Here is a 22,259-nt window from a genome sequence, read left to right on the forward strand (position 1 = left end):
GCCGGTTTCTCCGACTTTTGGCGTCTTGTGTGGGCGCAGCCTGCTGTGTATCTTGATCAGCCTTTGGCCGTTTGTGCGGCCACGACCCGTTTTTTTGAGATTGGCCCAAAGAGGCGAATCCCGTTGTTTTCTATATAAAAAATTGAGGAGCACATCGATGCGCGTCATTCTGCTGGGAGCTCCCGGGGCCGGTAAAGGTACTCAGGCTAAGTTCATCACCGAGAAATTCGGCATTCCGCAAATCTCCACCGGCGACATGCTGCGTGCTGCGGTCAAGGCTGGCACTCCACTGGGCGTTCAAGCCAAGAGCATCATGGATGCCGGCGGCCTGGTGTCGGATGACCTGATCATCGCGCTGGTGCAGGATCGCATCGCTCAACCAGATTGCGTCAATGGCTTCCTGTTCGACGGTTTCCCGCGCACCATTCCGCAGGCTGAAGCGCTGGTGACTGCCGGTGTCGAGCTGGACGCCGTGGTTGAAATCGCTGTTGAAGACGAAGAAATCGTTCAGCGTATCGCCGGTCGTCGCGTTCACGAGGCCAGCGGCCGCGTTTACCACATCGTCTACAACCCGCCGAAAGTGGCCGGCAAAGACGACGTCACCGGCGACGATCTGGTACAGCGCAAGGACGACACCGAAGAAACCGTGCGTCATCGCCTGTCGGTCTACCATTCGCAGACCAAGCCGCTGGTGGACTTCTACCAGAAGCTCTCCGCTGCCAACGGCAAGCCGAAATACAGCCACATTCCGGGCGTTGGTTCGGTTGAAGCGATCACCGCCAAGGTGCTCGAAGCGCTGAGCTGAAAAAGCTGATCCGCTGCATCATCCACGGCCCGCTTGCGGGCCGTAGTTGTTTATACTGACGCACTTTTTCTCCCACCTGTTTTGGAAACATCGATGAGCACCTTGCTGGCCCTGGACACCGCGACCGAAGCTTGCTCCGTTGCCTTGCTGCATGACGGCAAGGTCACGAGCCATTACGAGGTGATCCCGCGTCTGCACGCGCAGAAGCTGCTGCCGATGATCCAGCAACTGCTGGCCGACGCCGGCACCACGTTGCAGGCGGTGGACGCCATTGCTTTCGGTCGCGGTCCTGGCGCGTTTACCGGTGTGCGCATCGCCGTCGGTGTGGTGCAAGGCCTGGCGTTTGCCCTGGATCGTCCGGTGCTGCCGGTGTCGAACCTGGCCGTGCTGGCGCAGCGTGCGTATCGCGAACACGGCGTGAGCCAGGTCGCGGCGGCCATCGATGCGCGGATGGATGAAGTGTATTGGGGTTGCTATCGCGAGATGGCGGGGGAGATGCGCTTGGTCGGCGCCGAAGCGGTACTGCCACCGGAAGTCGCGGCGCTGCCGGCCGATGCCAGCGGCGAGTGGTTCGGTGCCGGGACGGGATGGGGTTACGGCGAGCGGATCGCGGTCAATCTGAGTGGTTCTGATGCCGGCATGCTGCCTCACGCCGAAGACCTGCTGACCCTGGCGCGCTTTGCCTGGGAGCGTGGTGAGTCGATCCCGGCGGATGACGCGCAACCGGTTTATCTGCGCGACAAGGTCGCCACCCCAAAGGCTCGCTGAGGCCAGATTTCTATTGTGGGCAGCTTCTGTGGTGAGGGGATTTATCCCCGATGGGTCGCGAAGCGGCTCTCCAGAATCTGCGACTGCTTCGCAGCCGGTCGGGGATGAATCCCCTCACCACAAAGCCTTCCACAATCCCCGCGACTTATTCCAAATTCTGCCAATCGTCAGTTTCCAACCCTGCGCTTTAAACCTTTTGCGCTTTATGTGTTCTAGTTATCACTCGGCGATTTGCTAAGTCGGTCAGGTGCCGCTAAATTGCCATCATCGATACCGAGCATGAATTTATGCGTATAGACGGCCTTTCCTCTCAGTCCTACCCGATCAAGCGCAAGCCTCGCAAAGGCAACGTGGCGCTGGATGAGTCCGTCGACGATATCGACGGCGAGCTGGAATTCCCGACCGAAGAGCAACTGGCCGCCCGCGCTGCCAAAGCCTCCGCACAACGCCTGGCCAATCTGCCTGCCCGTCAGCAAGACATGATTTATCACCGCGCCATGAGCAAAAGCGTAGCGATGGCCCTGGCCAGCTACCTGAGCACCGCCGGTTTTGTCGATTGGGATGCGGATGTGCTGGGCCTCGACCTGTACATCTGATGGCGCTGCCTTACTACCTCGGTTGCCCGTCCTGGAGTGAAAACGCCTGGCGCGAGTATCTGTACCCCGAAGACGCCAAGACCTCCGACTTCCTCAGTCTCTACTCCCAGGTTTTCAACGCCGTGGAAGGCAACACGACCTTCTACGCCAGCCCCTCGCCTGCCACCGTTCAGCGCTGGGCCGAGACCATGCCCGAACACTTTCGCTTCACCGCCAAGTTCCCCGGCGATATCAGCCACAGCGGTGACCTGCGCGATCAACTGAGCGCCGCCGAAACCTTCGTAAAACTCCTCGAGCCGCTCGGCGAACGTGTTTCGCCGCTGTGGCTGCAACTGTCGAAAAGCTTCACCCCACATCGACTGCCGGAGCTGACCGCGTTCATCGACGCGCTGGACCGGCCGCTGGCGGTAGAAGTGCGTCACGAGCAATTCTTTGCCAAGGGCGAGAGCGAGCGTCTGCTCAATCGCCTGTTGCTGGACCGTGGCGTGGAGCGCATCTGCCTCGATCCGCGCGCGTTGTTCAGTTGCCTGTCGACCGAGTCTTCGGTGATCCACGCGCAATCGAAAAAGCCCCGGGTGCCGACGCGGCCAGCGGCGTTCACGCAGTGCCCGCAGGTGCGTTTCATCGGCCATCCCGAGCTTGAGGCCAACGACCCGTTTCTGCTGCCGTGGGTGGCGAAAATCGCCGAGTGGATCGAAGAGGGCCGCATGCCGTACATCTTCCTGCACACCGCCGACAACATCATGGCGGCGAAGCTGGCGCAACGTTTTCACGCACAACTGATGCAACGTTTGCCTGGCCTGCCATCCCTGCCTGAGCTATACAGAGAACCCGCCGCCGAGCAACTTGGCCTGCTCTGAGGCGGATTTTCATTCTTGCCCAGGAGCCTGCCGATGGACGCTCAAGCCGATCACGAACAAGCCCGCAAAGCCCAGGCCTTCAAGGCCCTGCACGAGCGTCCGGGGATCTTCGTCATTCCCAATCCGTGGGATGCAGGTTCCGCGAAGATGCTCGCCAGCCTGGGCTATCAGGCACTGGCGACCACCAGTGCCGGTTACGCGTTTTCCCAAGGCAAGGCCGACGGCGCCTTGAGTCTCGATGAAACCTTGGTCAACGTTCGGGCGATTGTCGCGGCCACCGATCTGCCGGTGGCAGTGGATCTGGAAAACGGTTTCGCTGATGACCCCGTCGAGTGCGCTAAAAGCCTGTTGCGCGCCGCTGAGGCGGGGGCGGTGGGTGGTTCGATCGAGGACGCCACGGGCCGTGCCGACGCGCCGATTTATTGCTTCGAACACGCCGTGGCGCGGATCGAAGCCGCCGTCGCTGCCGTGCGCACGCTGCCATTTCCCTTCATCCTGACTGCCCGTGCGGAAAACTACCTGCACGGCAATCCCGATATCCACGACACCATCCGCCGCTTGCAGGCCTTCGCCGAAGCCGGTGCCGACGTGTTGTACGCGCCGGGTTTGCGCAATGCCGAAGAAGTGCTGGCAGTGGTGCGCGCGGTGGCGCCCAAGCCGGTCAACGTGTTGATGTCCGGCGGTTTGAAACTGACCGCACAGGAGCTCGAAGAAATGGGCGTGCGGCGCATCAGTACCGGTTCGGCATTGGCGCTGGCGGCATTCGGCGAGTTTTTCCGCGCGGCTGAAGAGATCCAACACCGCGGCACTTTCGGCTTCACTTCACAGTCGATGCCGTACGCCAAGGCCAATCAGTTTTTCAAAGGCTGAGTGTGGGGCGCTGGGGAATGTATTACTGAGGTATCAGGCGGCCAGGCGCAGGTTTTGCAGAACGATCGGACGCGCCCAACCATTATCGAAGTCCAGCGCTTTTTGCTGCTCGACGATTTCTTCCGGCGGGAACGGCGGATAAGGTTTTTGCAGCAGATCGAGGTCGAATTCGGCAATCGGCAGGTACAGCGGCTTCTTCTGCGGTGCCGGACCAGGCTCTGGCAACGGTTGACCATTGTTGATCACGATCGGGCGGACCCAACTGCTGTCGAAGTCCTGTTGCCCTTGCTGAGCCTTGAGTTCTTCTGGCGGGAACGGTGGGAACGGCTTGTCCAGCAGATCGGTTTCGAACTCGGCGATCGGCAGGAACAGCGGCTCCGGCGGACGCACTTCGGTGTCGACCACGTCGCACTGACGCTGTTCGACGATGTGCGCGTGGAGCTCGCTGCCCAGGGTCGGCTCTTCAGGGCTGTTCAGGTCAACCGGCGGAAACGTGCCACAGGCCGGCACCACATCACTCGATTGTTCGGCCAGGGCCTGGGCAAAGAAATCCTGCCACAGGTGACTGACGCCGCCCAATGCTTGAGTGTTATGACGGCTGAAGTCGCCCTTGGGCGAAATGTAGCCAATCGATGTGGGAAGAATGCCTGACATTTTTTTCGGTTGACGCTCAGCTCTGGCAAAATGCGCGTTGATTGGTTTATCGGCCACTTTTTGCCGATCCTTAACTTTTTTGAGCGTGTTTTCATGATTGAGCAACCCGCGGCCTGCCGCATCCATGTCCAGGCCTTGAGCCCGACGTTTGAAGCGCAAGCCGAGCAGTGGGCCGAGCGTCTGGGCCTGCCGATGGAGATGGCCGACGGCGAGTTCGCCTTGCAACTGGGCGAGCAAGGTTTGCAGTTGCAACAGCTCGGCCCGGATGCACCGGGGCCGGTGCGGGTGGATTTTGTCGAGGGTGGCGCGGCGCACCGGCGTTTGTACGGTGGCGGCAGCGGGCAGATGATCGCCAAGGCGGTCGGCGTCGCCCAAGGCGTGCGTCCACGGGTGCTGGACGCCACGGCCGGGCTGGGCAAGGACGCGTTCGTGCTGGCGAGTCTGGGCTGCGAGATGAGCCTGATCGAACGCCAGCCGCTGATCGGCGCACTGCTGGAGGACGGTCTGGCGCGGGCGGCGGAAGATTTCGACGTGGCGCCGATTGTCGCGCGGATGAAGCTGCTCAAGGGCAACTCGATCGAGGTCATGCGCAACTGGGAAGGCGAGCCACCGCAGGTGATCTACCTTGACCCGATGTTCCCGCATCGCGAGAAGACCGCACTGGTGAAGAAAGAGATGCGCCTGTTCCGGCCACTGGTCGGTGATGATCCGGATGCACCGGCGCTGCTGGAAGCGGCGCTGGCATTGGCGACCCACCGCGTGGTGGTCAAGCGTCCGCGCAAGGCGCCGTGCATCGACGGGCCGAAACCGAGCCATGCGCTGGATGGCAAGTCGAGCCGGTATGACATCTACCCGAAGAAAGCGCTCAAGGCCTGAGACCGCGTCGCCCCATTCGCGAGCAAGCCCGCTCCCACATTTGATCTGTGTCGTTCACAAATCCAGTGTGGGAGCGGGCTTGCTCGCGAAGGCGTCAGAACAGACGCTGAAAACTCACGGCCGATACGCCCGCATGAACAACCCCACCACCTCCTGCACATGACTCTCTGCCGCTTCTTCGCTCAGCGGCTCACCGCAGCAATACAGCAAGCGAAAATTCCCCGCGCCCTTGATCAGGCAGAAGAAGTGCTCGGCCGCATTACGTGGTTGGTCGATGCTCAACGCGCCGGTTTCGTGGATGCGCTTGAGCAGCCGCTCCATCCCTTGCACCATGCGCTCGGGACCGGCTTCGAAGAAGATCTGCGAGAGCTTCGGATCCTGCGTGCCCAGCGCCATCATCAAACGGTGCAAATTTACCGATTCATCGCTGTTGATCAGTTGGTGAAAGCCTCGGGCAATGTTCAGCAACACATTTTCCACGGCGATGCCGGCGGGCAGTTCGAAGAACAGCGGCGGTAACTGCTCCTCGCATTTGGCCATCACGGCGGAAGAGAACAGCGTCTCCTTGTCGTTGAAGTGGCTGTAGACCGTCAACTTCGACACACCAGCCTCGGCGGCGACCGCGTCCATGCTGGTGTTGGCGTAGCCTTGACTCAGAAACAGGATTTTCGCCGCATCGAGGATCGCCCGGCGCTTGGCCGGATCCTTCGGACGGCCCGGGCCGTTTGGAGCTGAAAGATTGTTCGACATTCTTCGCTTTTAATACTGGACTGGTGAGTTTGCTATTAATACCATACCGGCCAGTATAAATATTCCAAGCACCATTAGCGAAAGGTCCGTCACCATGTTCCGTCATGCACTGCACCTCATGTGGCCATTTGCATTGCCAGTCAGCCTGGCTTTTTTGTTGGCAGCATGCGGTCAGGAAGAGGCGGCGCAAGTCAGCATTCGACCGGCCATGGTGGTGCAGCCAGAGCCTTCGGCGCAGGCGATGGAAAGTTATCCGGGCGAGGTTCGCGCCCGCTACGAACCCGATCTGGCATTCCGCATCGGCGGCAAAGTCAGCCGACGACTGGTCGAAGAAGGTCAGCGCGTGAAGGCTGATCAGCCACTCGCCGAACTCGATCCGCAGGACGTGCGCCTGCAACTCGAAGCCACGCGCGCGCAAGTCGCTGCCGCCGAAGCCAATCTGAACCTGGTGCGCGCCGAGCGTGATCGCTACAAGACCTTGATGGAGCGGCAGATGGTCAGCCGTTCGGCCTACGACAACGCGGAAAATCTCTACCGCTCCGGCGAAGCCCGCCTCAAGCAGATCAAGGCCGAATTCAACGTCTCGACCAACCAGGCCAGTTACGCTGTGCTGCGTGCGCCGCAGGATGGCGTGGTGGCCAAGCGATCGGTGGAAGTCGGGCAGGTGGTCGCCGCCGGACAAACCGTGTTCACCCTCGCCACCGATGGCGAGCGCGAAGTGTCGATCAGCCTGCCGGAGCAGAGCTTCGGACGTTTCAAGGTCGGCCAGCCAGTCACCGTTGAATTGTGGACGCAGCAGAACCAGCGCTTCGCCGGGCAGATTCGTGAGCTGTCGCCGGCAGCCGATCCGAAATCCCGCACCTTCGCCGCACGCATCTCGTTTACCAGTGGCAAAGTCCCGGCCGAGCTCGGCCAGAGCGCCCGGGTGTTTGTGCAGTCGGCCGATGCCGTACCGCTGTCGGTGCCGCTCTCGGCGCTGACTGCGGAAAACGGTGCGACCTACGTCTGGGTCGTCAGCGCCAACAACACCTTGAAAAAGACCCCGGTGCGCATTGGCCCGTTCGGCGAGAAAAGCGTGCCGGTGCTCGAAGGCCTGAACGCCAGCGACTGGGTGGTCGCCGCCGGCGTTCACGTGTTGCTCGATGGTCAGCAGGTGCGTCCCGTGGATCGCTCCAACCGTATGGTCAATCTGGCGGACAAGGAGTAAGTCCCGATGCGCTTCAACCTTTCCGAATGGGCGTTGCGTAATCGCCAGATCGTACTGTTCCTGATGCTTTTGCTGGCCATCGTCGGCGCCTTGTCCTACACCAAGCTGGGCCAGAGCGAAGACCCGCCGTTCACCTTCAAGGCCATGGTGATCCAGACTCGCTGGCCGGGGGCGACCGCGCAGGAAGTCTCGCGTCAGGTCACCGAACGCATCGAAAAGAAACTGATGGAAACCGGTGAGTACGAACGCATTGTGTCGTTCTCCCGCCCGGGCGAATCCCAGGTCACGTTCATTGCCCGCGACTCGATGCATTCGGTGGACATCCCCGACCTCTGGTATCAGGTGCGCAAGAAGGTCAGCGACATTCGCCAGACCTTGCCACCGGGAATTCAGGGGCCGTTTTTCAACGATGAATTCGGCACCACGTTCGGCAATATCTATGCGCTGACCGGCGACGGTTTCGACTACGCGCTGCTCAAGGATTACGCCGACCGTATCCAGATCCAGCTGCAGCGGGTCAAGGATGTGGGCAAGGTCGATTTGCTCGGTTTGCAGGACGAGAAAATCTGGGTCGAGCTGTCCAACGTCAAACTCGCGACCCTCGGTTTGCCGCTGGCGGCTGTACAGCAAGCACTGGAAGAGCAGAACGCGGTGTCCACCGCCGGCTTCTTCGAAACCGGCAGCGAGCGTGTGCAGCTGCGGGTCTCGGGGAATTTTCAGACCGTCGACGAGATCAAGAATTTTCCGATCCGGGTCGGCGATCGGACGTTCCGCATCTCCGATGTCGCCGATGTGCATCGCGGTTTCAACGATCCACCGGCGCCGCGCATGCGCTTCATGGGCGAAGACGCCATCGGCCTTGCGGTGGCAATGAAGGACGGCGGTGACATTCTGGTGCTGGGCAAGGCGCTGGAAGGCGAGTTCTCGCGCCTGCAGAAAGGCCTTCCGGCCGGCATGCAACTGCGCAAGGTGTCCGACCAACCGGCGGCGGTGAAAACCGGTGTCGGCGAATTCGTCCAGGTGCTGGTCGAGGCGCTGGCAATCGTGTTGCTGGTGAGCTTCTTCTCCCTCGGCGTGCGCACCGGCATGGTCGTCGCGCTGACCATTCCGCTGGTGCTGGCGATGACCTTCGCCTGCATGTATTACCTCGGCATCGGCCTGCACAAGATCTCCCTCGGCGCGCTGGTGCTGGCGCTGGGCTTGCTGGTGGACGATGCGATCATCGCCGTGGAAATGATGGCGATCAAAATGGAGCAGGGCTTCGACCGGATCCGGGCGGCGAGCTTCGCCTGGACCAGTACCGCGTTCCCGATGCTCACCGGCACGCTGATCACCGCCGCCGGCTTTCTGCCGATTGCCACGGCGCAGTCCGGTACCGGCGAATACACCCGTTCGATCTTTCAGGTGGTGACTATTGCGTTGCTCGCCTCATGGGTGGCGGCGGTGATGTTCGTGCCGTATCTGGGGGAAAAACTCCTGCCGGATCTGGCGAAGATTCACGCCGCCAGACACGGCACGACTGATGGCCAGGCGGACCCGTATGGCACGCCGTTCTATCAACGGGTGCGACGTCTGGTGCAGTGGTGCGTGGCGCACCGCAAGACCGTGATTGTGCTGACGGTGGGGCTGTTCATCGCTTCGGTGATGCTGTTCCGTTTCGTGCCGCAGCAGTTCTTCCCGGCCTCCAATCGACTGGAGTTGATGGTCGATCTGAAACTGGCCGAAGGCGCGTCGCTGGCCAACACCACGGCCGAGGTCAAACGCCTGGAAGCGATGCTTAAGGATCACGCCGGCATCGACAATTATGTGGCGTATGTCGGCACCGGTTCACCGCGTTTCTACCTGCCGCTGGATCAACAACTGCCGGCGGCGAGCTTTGCCCAGTTTGTGGTGCTGGCGAAAAACATCGAGGAGCGCGAGACCCTGCGCACCTGGTTGATCAGCACGTTGAACGAGCAATTCCCGGCCCTGCGTTCGCGGGTCACGCGTCTGGAAAACGGCCCGCCGGTTGGCTATCCGGTGCAGTTCCGCGTCACCGGTGAACACATCGAGGAAGTCCGCGCGCTGGCGCGCAAAGTGGCGGCCAAGGTGCGCGAGAACCCGCACGTGGTCAATGTGCACCTGGACTGGGAAGAACCGAGCAAGGTGGTGTACCTGAACATCGATCAGGACCGTGCCCGTGCCTTGGGCGTGAGCACCGCCAATCTGGCGAAATTCCTTCAGAGTTCGTTGACCGGTTCCAGCGTCAGCCAGTACCGCGAGGACAACGAGTTGATCGAGATTCTGCTGCGCGGCACGGTGCATGAGCGTACCGAGTTGTCGTTGCTGCCGAGTCTGGCGGTGCCGACCGATAACGGTCGCAGTGTGGCGTTGTCGCAGATTGCCACGCTGGAATATGGCTTTGAGGAGGGGGTCATCTGGCATCGCAATCGCCTGCCGACTGTGACCGTGCGTGCCGACATCTATGGCAAGGAGCAGCCGGCGACGCTGGTGCAGCAGATTCAGCCGACGCTTGATCCGATTCGTGCCGAATTGCCCGATGGGTATCTGTTGGATGTTGGCGGCACGGTGGAGGATTCGGAGCGTGGGCAGAAGTCGGTGAACGCCGGGGTGCCGATGTTCATTGTGGTAGTGCTGACGTTGCTGATGGTGCAACTGCGCAGTTTCTCGCGTACGGCGATGGTGTTTCTGACGGCGCCGCTGGGGTTGATCGGTGTGGTGCTGTTTCTGATGGTGTTCCGTCAGCCGTTCGGGTTTGTGGCGATGCTGGGGACGATCGCGTTGTCGGGGATGATCATGCGTAACTCGGTGATTCTTGTGGATCAGATCGAGCAGGATATTGCTTCTGGGCTTAAGCCTTGGCAGGCGATTATCGAGGCGACTGTGCGGCGGTTTCGGCCGATTGTTTTGACCGCTTTGGCGGCGGTGTTGGCGATGATTCCGTTGTCGCGCAGTGTGTTTTTCGGGCCGATGGCGGTGGCGATCATGGGCGGGTTGATTGTGGCTACGGCTTTGACTCTGCTGTTTTTGCCGGCTTTGTATGCGGCTTGGTTCAGGGTTCGTCGGGAGGGTTGAGGCTTTTGGACTTGGCGGCCTTTGGGCCGACCATGCTCCTGGGGTTTTGGGGGTTTTGGGGGTTTTGGGGGTTTTGGGGGGGGTTGGGGGTTTATCCGTTGGTTCGGGGGTTGCGGCTGGCGGTTTCGCCCTTACGGCGAGTCACTTTTTCAGACGCCAAAAAGTAACCAAAAGGCTGGGCCCCGGCGTACAGCCCTCGCTTAGGCTCGGGTTCCTTCGTTGCGGGGTTCATCCGGGGGCATCGCCTACGGTTTGCTTCGCTGCACCTCCTCTCGATGTGTTTGGCTTCGCCAAACGGTCGCTGCGCTCCCCCCCCCCGGATGACCCCCTCCACTCAGCCTGCCGATGGGGCCAGCAGATCAACAGCTGCAGCCGAGCTTGCGCTCATCCTGTTGAGTGGGGCGGCTGCGCCGCGTGCGATGCACACAGTTCAAAATTGTGGGAGCCAGCCAGCCTGCCTGCTCGCGAAGGCGACCAGACAGCCGACCACTCTCCAACTGCCTGCACCCCATCCCACTGTGGGAGCGGGCTTGCTCGCGAAGGCGACCAGACAGCCGACCACTCTCCAACTGCCTGCACTCAATCCCACTGTGGGAGCGAGCCTGCTCGCGAAGGCGGCCTGACAGCCGACCAATCTCCAACTGCCTGCACCCAATCCCACTGTGGGAGCGAGCCTGCTCGCGAAGGCGGCCTGCGAACCGACCACTCTCCAACTGCCTGCACCCCATCCCACTGTGGGAGCGGGCTTGCTCGCGAAGGCGACCAGACAGCCGACCACTCTCCAACTGCCTGCACCCCATCCCACTGTGGGAGCGGGCTTGCTCGCGAAGGCGACCAGACAGCCGACCACTCTCTAACTGCCTGCACCCCATCCCACTGTGGGAGCGGGCTTGCTCGCGAAGGCGACCAGACAGCCGACCACTCTCCAACTGCCTGCACCCAATCCCACTGTGGGAGCGAGCCTGCTCGCGAAGGCGGCCTACGAGCCGACCAATCTCCGACACCCCCCAATCCCCCCGAATCCGAACCCGAAACCACCCTTGAACGACCAACCGACCCCGTCTCCCCCTACGCCTTCCTCGATTCGCTCAAGCTCCACGACGCAGCGCTGCGCGCGCTCGATCACTACCTGCTGCCCCAGGCTGAAAAACACCCCAAGCCCGTCAGTCAGCCCAGCACAATCTTCACCGTCCTCCCCGAAGTCGATTCCGAAACCCTGCTGGCCCATGCCTGTGAAACACTCGCCTCGGCCAATGTCATGGCCAGTGCGTTGGCGTTTACCCTGAGCGTCCCGACGTGCAGTCAGCTTCTCGGCATCCAGCAGATGATTTCGCTCGCTGAGCTGTCGGTAAACCGCGTCCTTGATCAAGTCGATCCGCAAGACTGACAGGCAACAAAAAGCCCGCTGACCTTCACAGGTTCAGCGGGCTTTTGTTTGCATCGGGATCGCTTACAAAGTCCCGAACACCTTTTTCGCAAGACCGGTCGCCGCAGCAGCCGGATTCTTGCGAATGGTTTCTTCCTGTTTGCCGATCATTTCGAATAGGCCGTTCAGCGCTTGTTCGGTGACGTAGTTTTCGACGTTGGCGCTCTTCGCATCCACCACGCCCAGGGTCGCGGCCTGGCCGGCGAAGGCGTTGTACTTTTGTGCTACGCCGACTTTGTCGGTGGCTTGTTTGACGATTGGCAGGAACTTGGCGCGGATCTGTTCGCGGCTGGATTTGTCCAGGTATTGGGTAGCCGAGTCGGTGCCGCCGCTGAGGATGCCTTTGGCGTCGGCCACGGTCATCTTCTTCACGGCGTCGACGAGGATCGGCTGAGCCTGGGTCACGGCGTTTTCCGCCGCCTTGTTCATCGCGGTTTCGAGTTCGTCGACCTGGGCGCCCATGCCGAAGGCTTTCATCTTGCCGGCGACTTTACCGAGTTTGCCCGGCAGTTCGATTTTCACTTGCGGGTTGTTGCTGAAACCGCCCGGGGTGCCGAGTTGTTTGACGGCCAGTTGCGCGCCTTGGGTCAGGGCGTCCTTGAGGCCGCCGCTGGCGTCTTGTTGTGACAGGTCGCTGAGCGACAGCGCCAGTGCGTTGGCGCAGATCATCAAGCCCGCGCACAGGCCGGCGAAGCGAAGGGTAGGGCGGAACATGGCAGCTTCCTTGATAGATAATTAGCGAATGGCGTCGACGCGGATTTTCAGCGGCTGCGGATCGTTGCCGTCCAGTTGCACGGCGTGGTTTTCGGTGGTGATGAACATCAACTCGCCGTTGACTTCGATGCGCGCGCTGACCGAGTAGCGGTGGCCGGGTTTGACCTGCGCCGGATCGTAGCTCAAATGAAACGGCAGCGGCACCTGGCCTTTGACCGGGCCTTTCTGTTCGTCGAGGACCCCCGCCGGGGCGTCGGGCAGCGATACGTCTTGCAGGCTCACGCTCAAGGTCGCGCTCGGTGGCAGGGCGATGCGTTGCAGGTAGAACACTTCGCCGTCGAGGCCGACTTTACCGGCGGGGGTGGTCGACTGGCAGGCGCTCAACAGGGTGGCAGCGGCGAGAAGGGTGAGTTTTTTCATCGGGACCTCTGAGACATGTGCGCCGGAAGAATCCCGGCGCCGAAGGAAATCTAGCGGATTTTGCTGTCAGCGTCAGTGAACAAACGTAAGGGTTTTTCCAACCACTGCGCCATGGCCTGAATTAACCACGAGCGTTGTTCGCGTGGCGGCGGGGAAAGTTCTATTCGCCCGGGACTGACCGGAATGCGTTGGTGGTAGCGGTTTTCGATGCCGCTGAGTGCATAACGCTTGCCGGGAGTGACACTGGCCGGGTCATATTTCAGATAGAACGAAGTGGCGGTCTGTTCGTCGTGGCTGACCCGCACCAGTTCAACTTCGGGACTGTCGGCCTCATGCAGGCTGATGGTGACTGCTTCTTCGGTCGGGAAGTTTTCCGGCTCTTGAACTTCAACATATAACAGCCCGATCGGGCTCAGGTGCACGGTCTGGCGATGAGGCAGCTTGTTGACGATGACAAAGTATTCCTGATCAAGCAGCAAGGGTTGGTGCTTGTGGAACATCCGGACGGTAATTCGGTACTTCACGCCGATATCTGTATAGGGATGGAGGAATTCGAACTTCCAGTCGCCTTCGAACAGCCTTGCAAAGCGCTGTTCCTTGATGGGCGTCGACAGCTTCGGATTAACCACCTCGATGGTGACAATGGTTTCATTGTCACCATCGAGGGGGATTTGAAAGGCTGCTGGTAAACTGAAGTTTAAAGTGACTGCCGAAGTGTGGTCGTTTAACAGGCTCATCTCGATATCCTTATCGTGATTGTTTGAGAGAGCCTATTAATTCATGGATCAACTAACGGGGGAACCGAACGGTACGCCCGTTAGTTGTCGGCAAATTTCAGACTGGCGGCGTTACAGCGGTTTCCGCAGCATCTTCACTGCGATGCAACGCCACCTGACGAATCGACAAGCGAATCTCCGCCGGCAATACGCGCTTGGCCGCGCCCTCGGCCAGTTCGCCGAGCAGTTCGTGGTAACTCAGCTTGCCGGCCTCGTCGCGGTGCAGCACGTCGAGATCCAGCAGGGTCTGGATGAAGTGACGGAACAGGCTCTTGTCGAAGAACTCCGGGGCGTTCAGGCCGTGCAGGATCGACAGGCGCTGGGCCATGACCGTGCACAGGTCTTCCAGTTCTTCGGCGCTGATGCTGTTCTGCCCGGCGTTGAGCAGCAGCGAGACCGTCATGTAGAAGCGCTGCAGGGTCTGCGCGATGCTTTTCGACAGCAGGGTCAGCAGCACAAAGTGCCGCGAACTCGGAGCGGGGCGCAGGTACACGTCCTTCTCGAAACGCAGCAGGCCTTGTTCGACGAACGCTTCCAGCCATTGATCGACCACGGCGTCGAGTTCGTCCAGGCTCCAGCGAATGAACAGCTCCGCCTGCAGGTACGGATACAGCGCACGGGTGTAGCGCAGGATCTGTTCGCGGCTCATGCGCGAGGTGCTCTGGAAGAAGCTCGCCAGCAGCGCCGGCAGGGCGAAGATGTGCAGCACGTTGTTGCGGTAGTAGGTCATCAGGACGGCGTTCTGCTCGTCCAGATACAGAATCTTGCCCAGCGCATCGTTCTGCTCGGACAGCAGATCCATGTCCTTCACGTGCTCGATCAGCGCACGGCCGTCGCCTTGCGGCAAGGTGGTGTGCGGCGAATACGGCACTTTGCGCAGCAATGCCAGATACAGATCCAGCACCCGCGCCATGGCCCGGTCGTCCAGTGCCAGGCGGGTGGTCGACAGCAGTGCCAGCGCCACCAGATTGACCGGGTTGATCGCCGCCGCTTCGTTCAGGTGCTGCGCGACTTTCTCGCCAAGGCGATTGGTGGTTTCGTTGAGCCACGCCGGTTTGTACTGCGGGCCGAGTTCCTGCTGGCGCCAGTCCGGTTGTTCGCTGTCGAGGAACTCCGCGAGTTTGATCGGCTCACCGAAGTTCACTGCGACCTGACCGAAGCGCTGCTTGAGCGCGCCGATGACTTTGAAGATGTCGAAGATCGACTCTTTTTTCTTGCTCGCCCCGCGCAGTTCGCCAAGGTAGGTACGACCTTCCAGCACGCGCTCGTAACCGATGTACACCGGCACGAAGACGATCGGCATCCGCGACGAACGCAGGAAGCTGCGCAGGGTGATCGCGAGCATGCCGGTTTTCGGTTGCAGCATGCGCCCGGTACGGGAGCGGCCGCCCTCGACGAAGTACTCGACCGGGAAGCCTTTGGTGAACAGAGTGTGCAGGTATTCGTTGAACACCGAGGTGTACAGCGGATTGCCCTTGAACGTGCGGCGCATGAAAAACGCGCCGCCGCGCCGCAGCAGGCTGCCGATCACCGGCATATTCAGGTTGATCCCGGCGGCAATGTGCGGCGGGGTCAGGCCGTTACGGAACAGCAAATACGAGAGCAGCAGGTAGTCGATGTGGCTGCGGTGGCACGGCACGTAGATCACTTCGTGACCCTGGGCGACCTTTTGCACGCCTTCGATGTGGTTGACCTTGATCCCGTCGTAGATCTTGTTCCAGAACCAGCTCAGCACCACTTCGAGGAAACGGATCGCGGTGTAGGTGTAGTCCGAGGCGATCTCGTTGCCGTAGCGCAGGGCCTGGGCCTTGGCCTTTTCCGCAGAGATGTTTTCGCGTTCGGCTTCGTCGAGGATCGCTTGCTTGACCAGTGGCTGGTTGAGCAGGCCTTTGACCAGATTGCGCCGGTGCGAGATGTCCGGGCCGATCACCGCCGCCTTCAGGTTGCGAAAGTGCACGCGCAGGATGCGTTGGGCCATGCGCACGGTGCGCTCGTGGCCCTTGTTGTGCTCGATCAGTTCGCGCAGGTGGATCGGCGCCGAGAACTGCACGCGGGTTTTGCGCCCGAGGACGATGATGCTCAGCAGTTGACGCAAGCGCCCGGTGACCGCCCAGCTGTCGGCGAACAGCAGCTTCCACGGACTGTTTTCGCTGTCCGGCGACTGGCCCCAGAACACGCTGACCGGAATGATCTGCGCGTCTTCGGCGGCGTTCTGGGTGAGGGCGCTGACCAGTCGGGTCAGGGTCGGCGGCGCACCGCGCTTGTCCTGACGGCCGAGCCAGTCCGGGTCCGGCGTCAGGTAGAAGAACGCCGCCGGTTCGATCAGCGACCCCACCGACACCGGCAGCACCGGACGCGGCAGCCCGGCCTTGGTGCACTCGGTGTCAACCACCGCCAGATCGGTGAGCGAGGGGTTTTGCAGGACGTAGAACACCGGACGACTGCGGTCGAGGTTGAGGGTGAACGACGACTGGTTGATCGTCTCCGAGCGAACCCAGAGGTACAACAGTCGGCGCAAGGTGCCAAACACAAGACGGCGGAACGGGGAACGGGTCATACGGCTTCTGCGTGAGTGAATAAAACCGAGCATTTGCTCGGGCGGTCGATAGTGTGCCGGATTCGCTGAAAATCGGCAAAAAAGCGGCGAAGTAATCTCCTGTTGAGAGTTTTCGCGCCTGTCATATACTCGGCAATCTGTCGCCGGGGGCCTTTATGGACGTCGGGCGCAGGCTGACGTTCCGCAAAGGCTTTCCTGCGAAAAGCCTGTTCAATAATAAAAAAGGAGTATGAACAGATGGCAACACGTGAAACCGGCAACGTGAAGTGGTTCAACGACGCCAAGGGCTACGGCTTCATTCAGCGCGACGACGGGGTGGACGTGTTCGTGCACTACCGCGCGATTCGCGGTGAAGGGCATCGCTCGCTGACTGAAGGGCAGCAGGTTGAATATGCGCTGGTGACGGGGGAGAAGGGGTTGCAGGCTGAGGATGTGGTAGGTCTGTAATACAAATCTCCAAAACACCCAAAACCACTGTGGGAGCGGGCTTGCTCGCGAATGCGGTGTATCAGTCAATATTGATATGGACTGATACACCGCATTCGCGAGCAAGCCCGCTCCCACATTTGGATCTGCGTCGCCTGTTGTTATGCGGTTTTCCAGGTGATCTCTTCTTCACCGTCTTCGCTGATCCGGATCCAGCGATCGGCGGTCTCTTCACCTTCTTCCTCGATCCACGTTCCCGGCGCGCAACGCACTTCGACGTTCAGCGCGGCAAAGGCTGCGCGGGCGCAGGCGATGTCGTCGTCCCATGGGGTCGCATCGCTTTCCAGGTACAGGCTGTTCCATTTGCCGACGGCTTTTGGCAGCCAGGTCACTGGGATGTTGCCGGCCTTGCACTTGTAGGTCTGGCCTTTCTGAACCCAGTCGCTGCACGGGCCCAGCGCGGCGCCGAGCCAGGCGGAAATGGCCTTGTGGTCGACGTCGGCGTCTTTCAGGTAAATCTCGATATCCGGTTGGCGCATGGATGTCCTCACTGCGGGTCTGAAAAATCCATTCGCGGATTTAGCCGGCCCCGGGCACTTGCCCGAGACCAAAAGTTATTGAAGAACGAAATAATCGTAGCGCATCGACACGGTGGTCACGAACGGCTCGGCCTGTTCGATCACTGCGGCGCGGCGTTCGGCACTGGCGCGCCAGCCGTGGGGCGTCATCGCCAACAGGTTGGCGCGATCCTCGGGTTTGTCCAGCGTCAGTTTGAATTCCAGGGTTTCACTGTGCGCCAGCGCCATGCCTTCGGGCACCAGGGCCAGATGCTTGTCGTCGGTGTATTCGCGCACTTCGTCGTACAGCCGTTCGCGCAGTTCCATCAGGTGGCCGCTGGTCGGGCCGACCTTCATCAGGCCGCCGCCGACACTCAGTAGGCGCTTGGCTTCTTCCCAGTCCAGCGGGCTGAAAACACTCGCAAGAAACTGGCAACTGCCCGACGCCAGGGGCACGCGGGCCATGCTGGCGATCAACCAGGTAAGCGAGGGGTTGCGCTTGCAGGCGCGTTTGACCGCCTCGCGGGAGATGTCCAGCGCGTAGCCATCGGCGTCCGGCAGGGCATCGGCGATCTGTGCGGTGTAGTAACCCTCGCCGCACCCGATATCGACCCAGCGCGCCGGCGCATAACCCGCCGCCAGCTCGGCCAGACGTTTGGCCACCGGCGCGTAGTGCCCGGCATTCAAGAAGTCACGGCGAGCCTCGACCATCGCCTGGTTATCGCCAGGATCGCGGCTGTTCTTGTGCTGCACCGGCAACAGGTTCAGGTAACCCTGGCGCGCGCGGTCGAAGCGGTGGCCGGCAGGGCACACCACGCCGTTGTCCACGCTGTTCAGCGGTTCACTGCAGATCGGGCACGCGAGCATCAGGCGAGCAACTTGATCAGGGTCTGGTAGTAGATCTCGGTCAGTACATCGAGATCGGTCGCCAGCACGCGTTCGTTGACCTGGTGAATGGTCGCGTTGACCGGGCCCAGCTCAACCACTTGGGTGCCCATGGTCGCGATGAAGCGACCGTCGGAAGTACCGCCACTGGTCGACGCCTTGGTCTCGCGGCCGGTGATGTCCTTGATGCTCGACGACACCGCGTCGAGCAGCGCGCCCGGTTCGGTGAGGAACGGCAGACCGGACAGCGCCCAGTCGATGTGCCAGTCCAGACCGTGCTTGTCGAGGATGTCGGCCACGCGTTTCTGCAGGCCTTCGACGGTGGATTCGGTGGAGAAACGGAAATTGAACACCGCCACCAGATCACCCGGGATCACGTTGGTCGCGCCGGTGCCGGAATTGAGGTTGGAAATCTGGAAACTGGTCGGCGGGAAGAAATCGTTGCCGTGATCCCAGTGCTCGGCGGCCAGCTCGGCCAGCGCCGGGGCCGCGAGGTGGATCGGGTTCTTCGCCAGATGCGGGTAGGCCACGTGACCCTGCACGCCGCGCACGGTGAGCTTGGCGCCCAGCGAGCCGCGACGACCGTTTTTCACCACGTCACCGACCAGCGTGGTGCTCGACGGTTCTCCGACGATGCACCAGTCCAGACGTTCCTTGCGCGCCACCAGACGTTCAACCACCGCTTTGGTGCCGTGGTGCGCCGGGCCTTCTTCGTCGCTGGTGATCAGGAACGCGACCTTGCCCTTGTGGTTCGGGTAGTCGGCGACGAAACGCTCGGCGGCCACGGTCATCGACGCCAAGCTGCCTTTCATGTCCGCTGCGCCACGGCCGCAGAGCATGCCGTGTTCATCGATCAGCGCGTTGAACGGGTCGATCTGCCAGGCCGTTACCGGACCGGTCGGCACCACGTCGGTGTGGCCGGCGAAGCACAGCACCGGGCCGTCGTCGTTGCCGTGGGTGGCCCAGAAGTTATCCACATCTTCGATGCGCATCGGCTCGAGGGTGAAACCGGCATCGCCCAGGCGCTGCATCATCTGCTTCTGGCAATCGGCGTCGACCGGCGTCACGGACGGACGGCGGATCAGATCGATGGCGAGTTGGAGGGTCGGCGAAAGGTCGGCGTGGGCCGTCATGGAAAACTCCGGAGATCATGAATGTGGGCGCGGACTAACTGTAGGAATTGGGTTCGGCCAATGAGCCGAACGCCGCCAAGCCCTGCAAAATGGCGGTTATCTTAAAGCAAAACGGCGACCATTGGCCGCCGTTTAGTGCTTCGTCGAGGAATTAGACGACAGGCGCCGGTTCAGGCTCCGTTGCCGGTTTTGGCAGCGACGAGAGGAACGCCATGATCAGCGCTGCCAGGTACGGCAGCGACTGCACCAGCAGCATCGCCACCCAGAAGCGCATGTCGTTGCTCGGAATGCCTTGCACCAGGTAGATCCCCAGTGCCGCGCCCCACAACAGCAGCATGATGAACAGCTCTTCGCGCGCTTCGGAAATCGCCACCCAGAAGCCGTGGTTGTCGGCGTTTTTCGGCGTGCGGAAGAACGGGATGCTGCTGGTGAAGAAGCCGTACAGCACCGCTTTGGCGATGGTGTGCGACAACGCCAGGCCCGCGAGCGCCGCGCAGAACGCATCCTTGAGGTTCACGCCGACGGCGCGACGGTACAGGAAGATGATCTTGCCGACCTTGAATACGAACAGCGCCAAAGGCGGGATCGCGAAGATCAGCAGCGGCGGATCGACCCGTTGCGGCACGATGATCATCGCCGCCGACCACAACAGCGCGCCGACGGTGAAGAAGATGTTCATGCCGTCCGCGACCCACGGCAACCAGCCGGCGAGGAAGTGGTAGCGCTGGCCACGGGTCAGCTCGGTGTCCTTGCCGCGCAACAGGCTGCCGGTGTGGCGCTTGATGATCTGGATCGCGCCATAGGCCCAGCGGAAACGCTGCTTCTTGAAGTCGATGAAGGTATCCGGCATCAGACCCTTGCCGTAACTGTCGTGGTAATACGCCGCCGACAGACCTTTTTCGAACACGCGCAGACCGAGCTCGGCGTCTTCACAGATGCACCAGTCGGCCCAGCCCAACTCTTCCAGAACCGAACGCCGGGTCATGGTCATGGTGCCGTGCTGGATGATCGCGTCGCGGTCGTTGCGGGTGACCATGCCGATGTGGAAGAAGCCTTTGTATTCGGCGTAGCAGAGCTTCTTGAAGGTGCTTTCGTTCTGGTCGCGGTAATCCTGCGGCGACTGCACCACGGCGATTTTCGGATCGGCGAAGTGCGGCACCATATGCTTGAGCCAGTTCGGGTGCACGCAGTAGTCGGAGTCGATCACCGCGATGACTTCGGCGTCCTTGGCGGTGTGCGGAATCAGGTAGTTCAGCGCGCCGCCCTTGAAGCCGGCCAGGGGCGATACGTGGAAGAACTTGAAGCGCGGGCCCAAGGTTTCGCAGTAGTCGCGCACCGGCTCCCACACGGCCGGGTCCTTGGTGTTGTTGTCGATGATCAGGACTTCATAGTCCGGGTAATCGAGGGCGGCCAGGGCGTCGAGGGTCTGTTTGACCATCTCCGGTGGCTCGTTGTAGCAAGGTACGTGGATCGAGACTTTCGGTCTGTAGTCCGAGTCGCCCACCACCGGCAGGAATTCACGCCGGCGCTTGTGGGTCCAGACCGCTTCGGCCAGTTCATGCGCCTCGGTCAGCAATACGATGAACACCCCGAGCGCACCCAGCGCTAGGAGGAAACCCACCGTCAGGCTGAACCAGGTGCTGTATTGCTGGCTGTAGTCGTAGCCGATCCACACGAGCACTGAACCGCAGAGGAACGCGATAAAGGTCAGGAAGGTACGGCCACGCTGGCGCAGCGCCGAGCCGTCAATCATCAGCAGGGTCAGCGACAGCAGCGCCAGCACCACCGAACCGATGGCCAGCACGCGCCATTGCGGGATCGCCACTACCGGGCCTTCGAAGTTGAATTTCTGCTGGCGCGCAGCGTTGAACACGCCCCAGTAGGCGCCTACCGAACCTTCGTCACTGGCCTTCCACGGCTGGTCGAAGGCTTCGATCACGAAGTAGTTGAAGCCCTGGCGGTTAAGCTTGTTGACCAGGGTGCGCAGGTAGATTGCCTGATCCGCCGGCGACGCATCGGCGCCACCGCGCATGCGACCGTTGCTCGGCCAGCCGACTTCGGACAGCAGCAACGGTTTTTTCGGGAACATCTTTTTCAGGTCGCGGGCGCGGTCGAAGACGAACTGCCCGGCCTTGTCGACGGGGATGAATTCCCAGTACGGCAGCACGTGAGCAGCGATCAGGTCGACGTGTTTGGCCAGTTCCGGGTGTTCTTCCCAGACGTGCCACTGCTCGGAAGTGGTCACCGGCACCTTCACCGCTGAACGCACGCGATCAAGCAGCACGCTCAGTTGTTCGGCAGTGATTTCCTTGCGGAAGATCGCCTCGTTGCCGACCACCACGCGAACCACGCTGCGCGAAGTGTTGGCCAGTTCGATGGCGCGCTGGATTTCCCGCTCGTTGCGTTCCTGGTCGGGGCTGATCCAGATCCCGAGGGTCACGCGCAGACCGAACTCTTCCGCCAGTTTCGGGATGTCCTGCAGGGAACCGTCGACCGAGTAGATACGGATGTTGTCCGTCAGCTTGCTCATGATCTCCAGGTCGCGGCGCATTTCATCGTCAGTCGGATACTGATCCTTCTGTGGGTATTGACCCTGCTGGAATGGCGAATAGGAGAAACCGGAGATCTGCTCCGGCCAGTTGGGCGCGGAGACCGGGCGGTTGATCAGCGCCCAGAAACCGGTGAACAGGGCGGCGATTGCCAGAACCACCACCAGGTTGAGACCAAATTTACGCGATGACATAGCTATTTCGGGTTCCAAAGGCTGTGGAACGAAGGATCGGTTGGTATTGCGGCTTTCTGACTAGCAAAGGGCGCGAATCCTACACCGGCAGTTCACTGCTCGTACACCGGACAGGGAAATGCCGGACATTGGGCAGTCCAACCTGATTTAAGTTCTTTAGT

Annotated in this window: 19 protein-coding genes and 1 pseudogene; 10 read left to right on the plus strand and 10 right to left on the minus strand. The window is 61.2% G+C overall.

Annotation, left to right across the window (positions count from 1 at the left end):
• Positions 1-157 precede the first annotated feature (157 nt).
• The 5 genes from adk to QMK55_RS19030 all read left to right on the plus strand — a co-directional run bounded on the left by adk (position 158) and on the right by QMK55_RS19030 (position 3,899).
• Positions 158-805: an adenylate kinase gene (gene adk / locus QMK55_RS19010; RefSeq protein ID WP_025112233.1), complete on the plus strand. Its 648-nt coding sequence runs from the start codon at positions 158-160 to the stop codon at positions 803-805.
• A gap of 93 nt (positions 806-898) precedes the next feature.
• Positions 899-1,573, plus strand: a complete 675-nt coding sequence (gene tsaB, locus QMK55_RS19015) for a tRNA (adenosine(37)-N6)-threonylcarbamoyltransferase complex dimerization subunit type 1 TsaB (protein WP_320329745.1) — start codon at positions 899-901, stop codon at positions 1,571-1,573.
• Between the two features lie 287 nt (positions 1,574-1,860).
• Entirely contained in the window at positions 1,861-2,169 is a 309-nt protein-coding gene (locus tag QMK55_RS19020; RefSeq protein WP_003222071.1) for a hypothetical protein, read from the plus strand.
• Positions 2,169-3,029, plus strand: coding sequence for a DUF72 domain-containing protein (locus tag QMK55_RS19025; RefSeq protein WP_320329746.1), 861 nt, complete (start codon positions 2,169-2,171; stop codon positions 3,027-3,029). The genes QMK55_RS19020 and QMK55_RS19025 overlap by 1 nt, the downstream gene beginning before the upstream one ends.
• Before the next feature lie 33 nt (positions 3,030-3,062).
• A complete protein-coding gene (locus QMK55_RS19030; protein WP_320329747.1) occupies positions 3,063-3,899 on the plus strand; it encodes an isocitrate lyase/phosphoenolpyruvate mutase family protein in 837 nt (278 codons plus the stop codon).
• Between the two features lie 33 nt (positions 3,900-3,932).
• Here QMK55_RS19030 and QMK55_RS19035 read toward each other — a convergent pair whose 3' ends face one another.
• A complete protein-coding gene (locus tag QMK55_RS19035; RefSeq protein WP_320330267.1) occupies positions 3,933-4,553 on the minus strand; it encodes an energy transducer TonB in 621 nt (206 codons plus the stop codon).
• Between the two features lie 93 nt (positions 4,554-4,646).
• Here QMK55_RS19035 and QMK55_RS19040 point away from each other — a divergent pair, with 93 nt between their 5' ends.
• Entirely contained in the window at positions 4,647-5,429 is a 783-nt protein-coding gene (locus QMK55_RS19040) for a class I SAM-dependent methyltransferase (RefSeq protein WP_102358491.1), read from the plus strand.
• Positions 5,430-5,543: 114 nt separating this feature from the next.
• Here the strand turns inward: QMK55_RS19040 and QMK55_RS19045 are convergent, their stop codons facing one another.
• On the minus strand, positions 5,544-6,179 hold the full coding sequence (locus QMK55_RS19045) for a TetR/AcrR family transcriptional regulator (RefSeq protein WP_102358492.1): 636 nt from the start codon (positions 6,177-6,179) through the stop codon (positions 5,544-5,546).
• 94 nt (positions 6,180-6,273) lie between these two features.
• Between QMK55_RS19045 and QMK55_RS19050 the strand changes: the two genes are divergently transcribed.
• From QMK55_RS19050 to QMK55_RS19060, 3 genes and pseudogenes are all read left to right on the plus strand, one after another.
• Positions 6,274-7,386: an efflux RND transporter periplasmic adaptor subunit gene (locus QMK55_RS19050; RefSeq protein ID WP_320329748.1), complete on the plus strand. Its 1,113-nt coding sequence runs from the start codon at positions 6,274-6,276 to the stop codon at positions 7,384-7,386.
• 6 nt (positions 7,387-7,392) lie between these two features.
• Positions 7,393-10,461, plus strand: coding sequence for an efflux RND transporter permease subunit (locus QMK55_RS19055; RefSeq protein ID WP_320329749.1), 3,069 nt, complete (start codon positions 7,393-7,395; stop codon positions 10,459-10,461).
• Positions 10,462-11,467: 1,006 nt separating this feature from the next.
• Positions 11,468-11,848 (plus strand): annotated as a pseudogene (locus QMK55_RS19060) (DUF6124 family protein); the annotation flags it as partial.
• Positions 11,849-11,911: 63 nt separating this feature from the next.
• On the opposite strand, the gene QMK55_RS19065 reads toward QMK55_RS19060, so the two are convergent.
• From QMK55_RS19065 to plsB, 4 genes are all read right to left on the minus strand, one after another.
• Entirely contained in the window at positions 11,912-12,601 is a 690-nt protein-coding gene (locus QMK55_RS19065; RefSeq protein WP_102355638.1) for a DUF4197 domain-containing protein, read from the minus strand.
• Between the two features lie 21 nt (positions 12,602-12,622).
• The gene (locus QMK55_RS19070; RefSeq protein WP_320329750.1) at positions 12,623-13,021 is read right to left on the minus strand and encodes a YbaY family lipoprotein; all 399 of its coding nucleotides are present in this window, start codon (positions 13,019-13,021) and stop codon (positions 12,623-12,625) included.
• Positions 13,022-13,071: 50 nt separating this feature from the next.
• Complete coding sequence (locus tag QMK55_RS19075) at positions 13,072-13,758, minus strand: hypothetical protein (RefSeq protein WP_320329751.1); 687 nt, start codon at positions 13,756-13,758, stop codon at positions 13,072-13,074.
• Between the two features lie 97 nt (positions 13,759-13,855).
• The gene (gene plsB / locus QMK55_RS19080) at positions 13,856-16,354 is read right to left on the minus strand and encodes a glycerol-3-phosphate 1-O-acyltransferase PlsB (protein ID WP_320329752.1); all 2,499 of its coding nucleotides are present in this window, start codon (positions 16,352-16,354) and stop codon (positions 13,856-13,858) included.
• 237 nt (positions 16,355-16,591) lie between these two features.
• On the opposite strand from plsB, the gene QMK55_RS19085 reads away from it, so the two are divergent.
• Positions 16,592-16,801 (plus strand): cold-shock protein, encoded by a 210-nt coding sequence (locus QMK55_RS19085; protein ID WP_102355641.1) that lies wholly within the window; start codon positions 16,592-16,594, stop codon positions 16,799-16,801.
• Between the two features lie 140 nt (positions 16,802-16,941).
• Here QMK55_RS19085 and QMK55_RS19090 read toward each other — a convergent pair whose 3' ends face one another.
• The 4 genes from QMK55_RS19090 to QMK55_RS19105 form a co-directional block, all read right to left on the minus strand.
• Positions 16,942-17,319 carry a hypothetical protein gene (locus QMK55_RS19090; protein ID WP_102355642.1) on the minus strand — a complete coding sequence of 126 codons (378 nt, stop codon included), beginning with the start codon at positions 17,317-17,319 and terminating at the stop codon, positions 16,942-16,944.
• 75 nt (positions 17,320-17,394) lie between these two features.
• Positions 17,395-18,204: a putative RNA methyltransferase gene (locus QMK55_RS19095; protein WP_102355643.1), complete on the minus strand. Its 810-nt coding sequence runs from the start codon at positions 18,202-18,204 to the stop codon at positions 17,395-17,397.
• Complete coding sequence (gene dapE, locus QMK55_RS19100; protein ID WP_102355644.1) at positions 18,204-19,355, minus strand: succinyl-diaminopimelate desuccinylase; 1,152 nt, start codon at positions 19,353-19,355, stop codon at positions 18,204-18,206. The genes QMK55_RS19095 and dapE overlap by 1 nt, the downstream gene beginning before the upstream one ends.
• 151 nt (positions 19,356-19,506) lie before the next feature.
• Positions 19,507-22,098, minus strand: a complete 2,592-nt coding sequence (locus QMK55_RS19105; RefSeq protein WP_320329753.1) for a glycosyltransferase — start codon at positions 22,096-22,098, stop codon at positions 19,507-19,509.
• Positions 22,099-22,259: the final 161 nt, after the last annotated feature.

The sequence above is a fragment of the Pseudomonas sp. P8_229 genome (assembly GCF_034008635.1).
Classification (GTDB): Bacteria; Pseudomonadota; Gammaproteobacteria; order Pseudomonadales; family Pseudomonadaceae; genus Aquipseudomonas.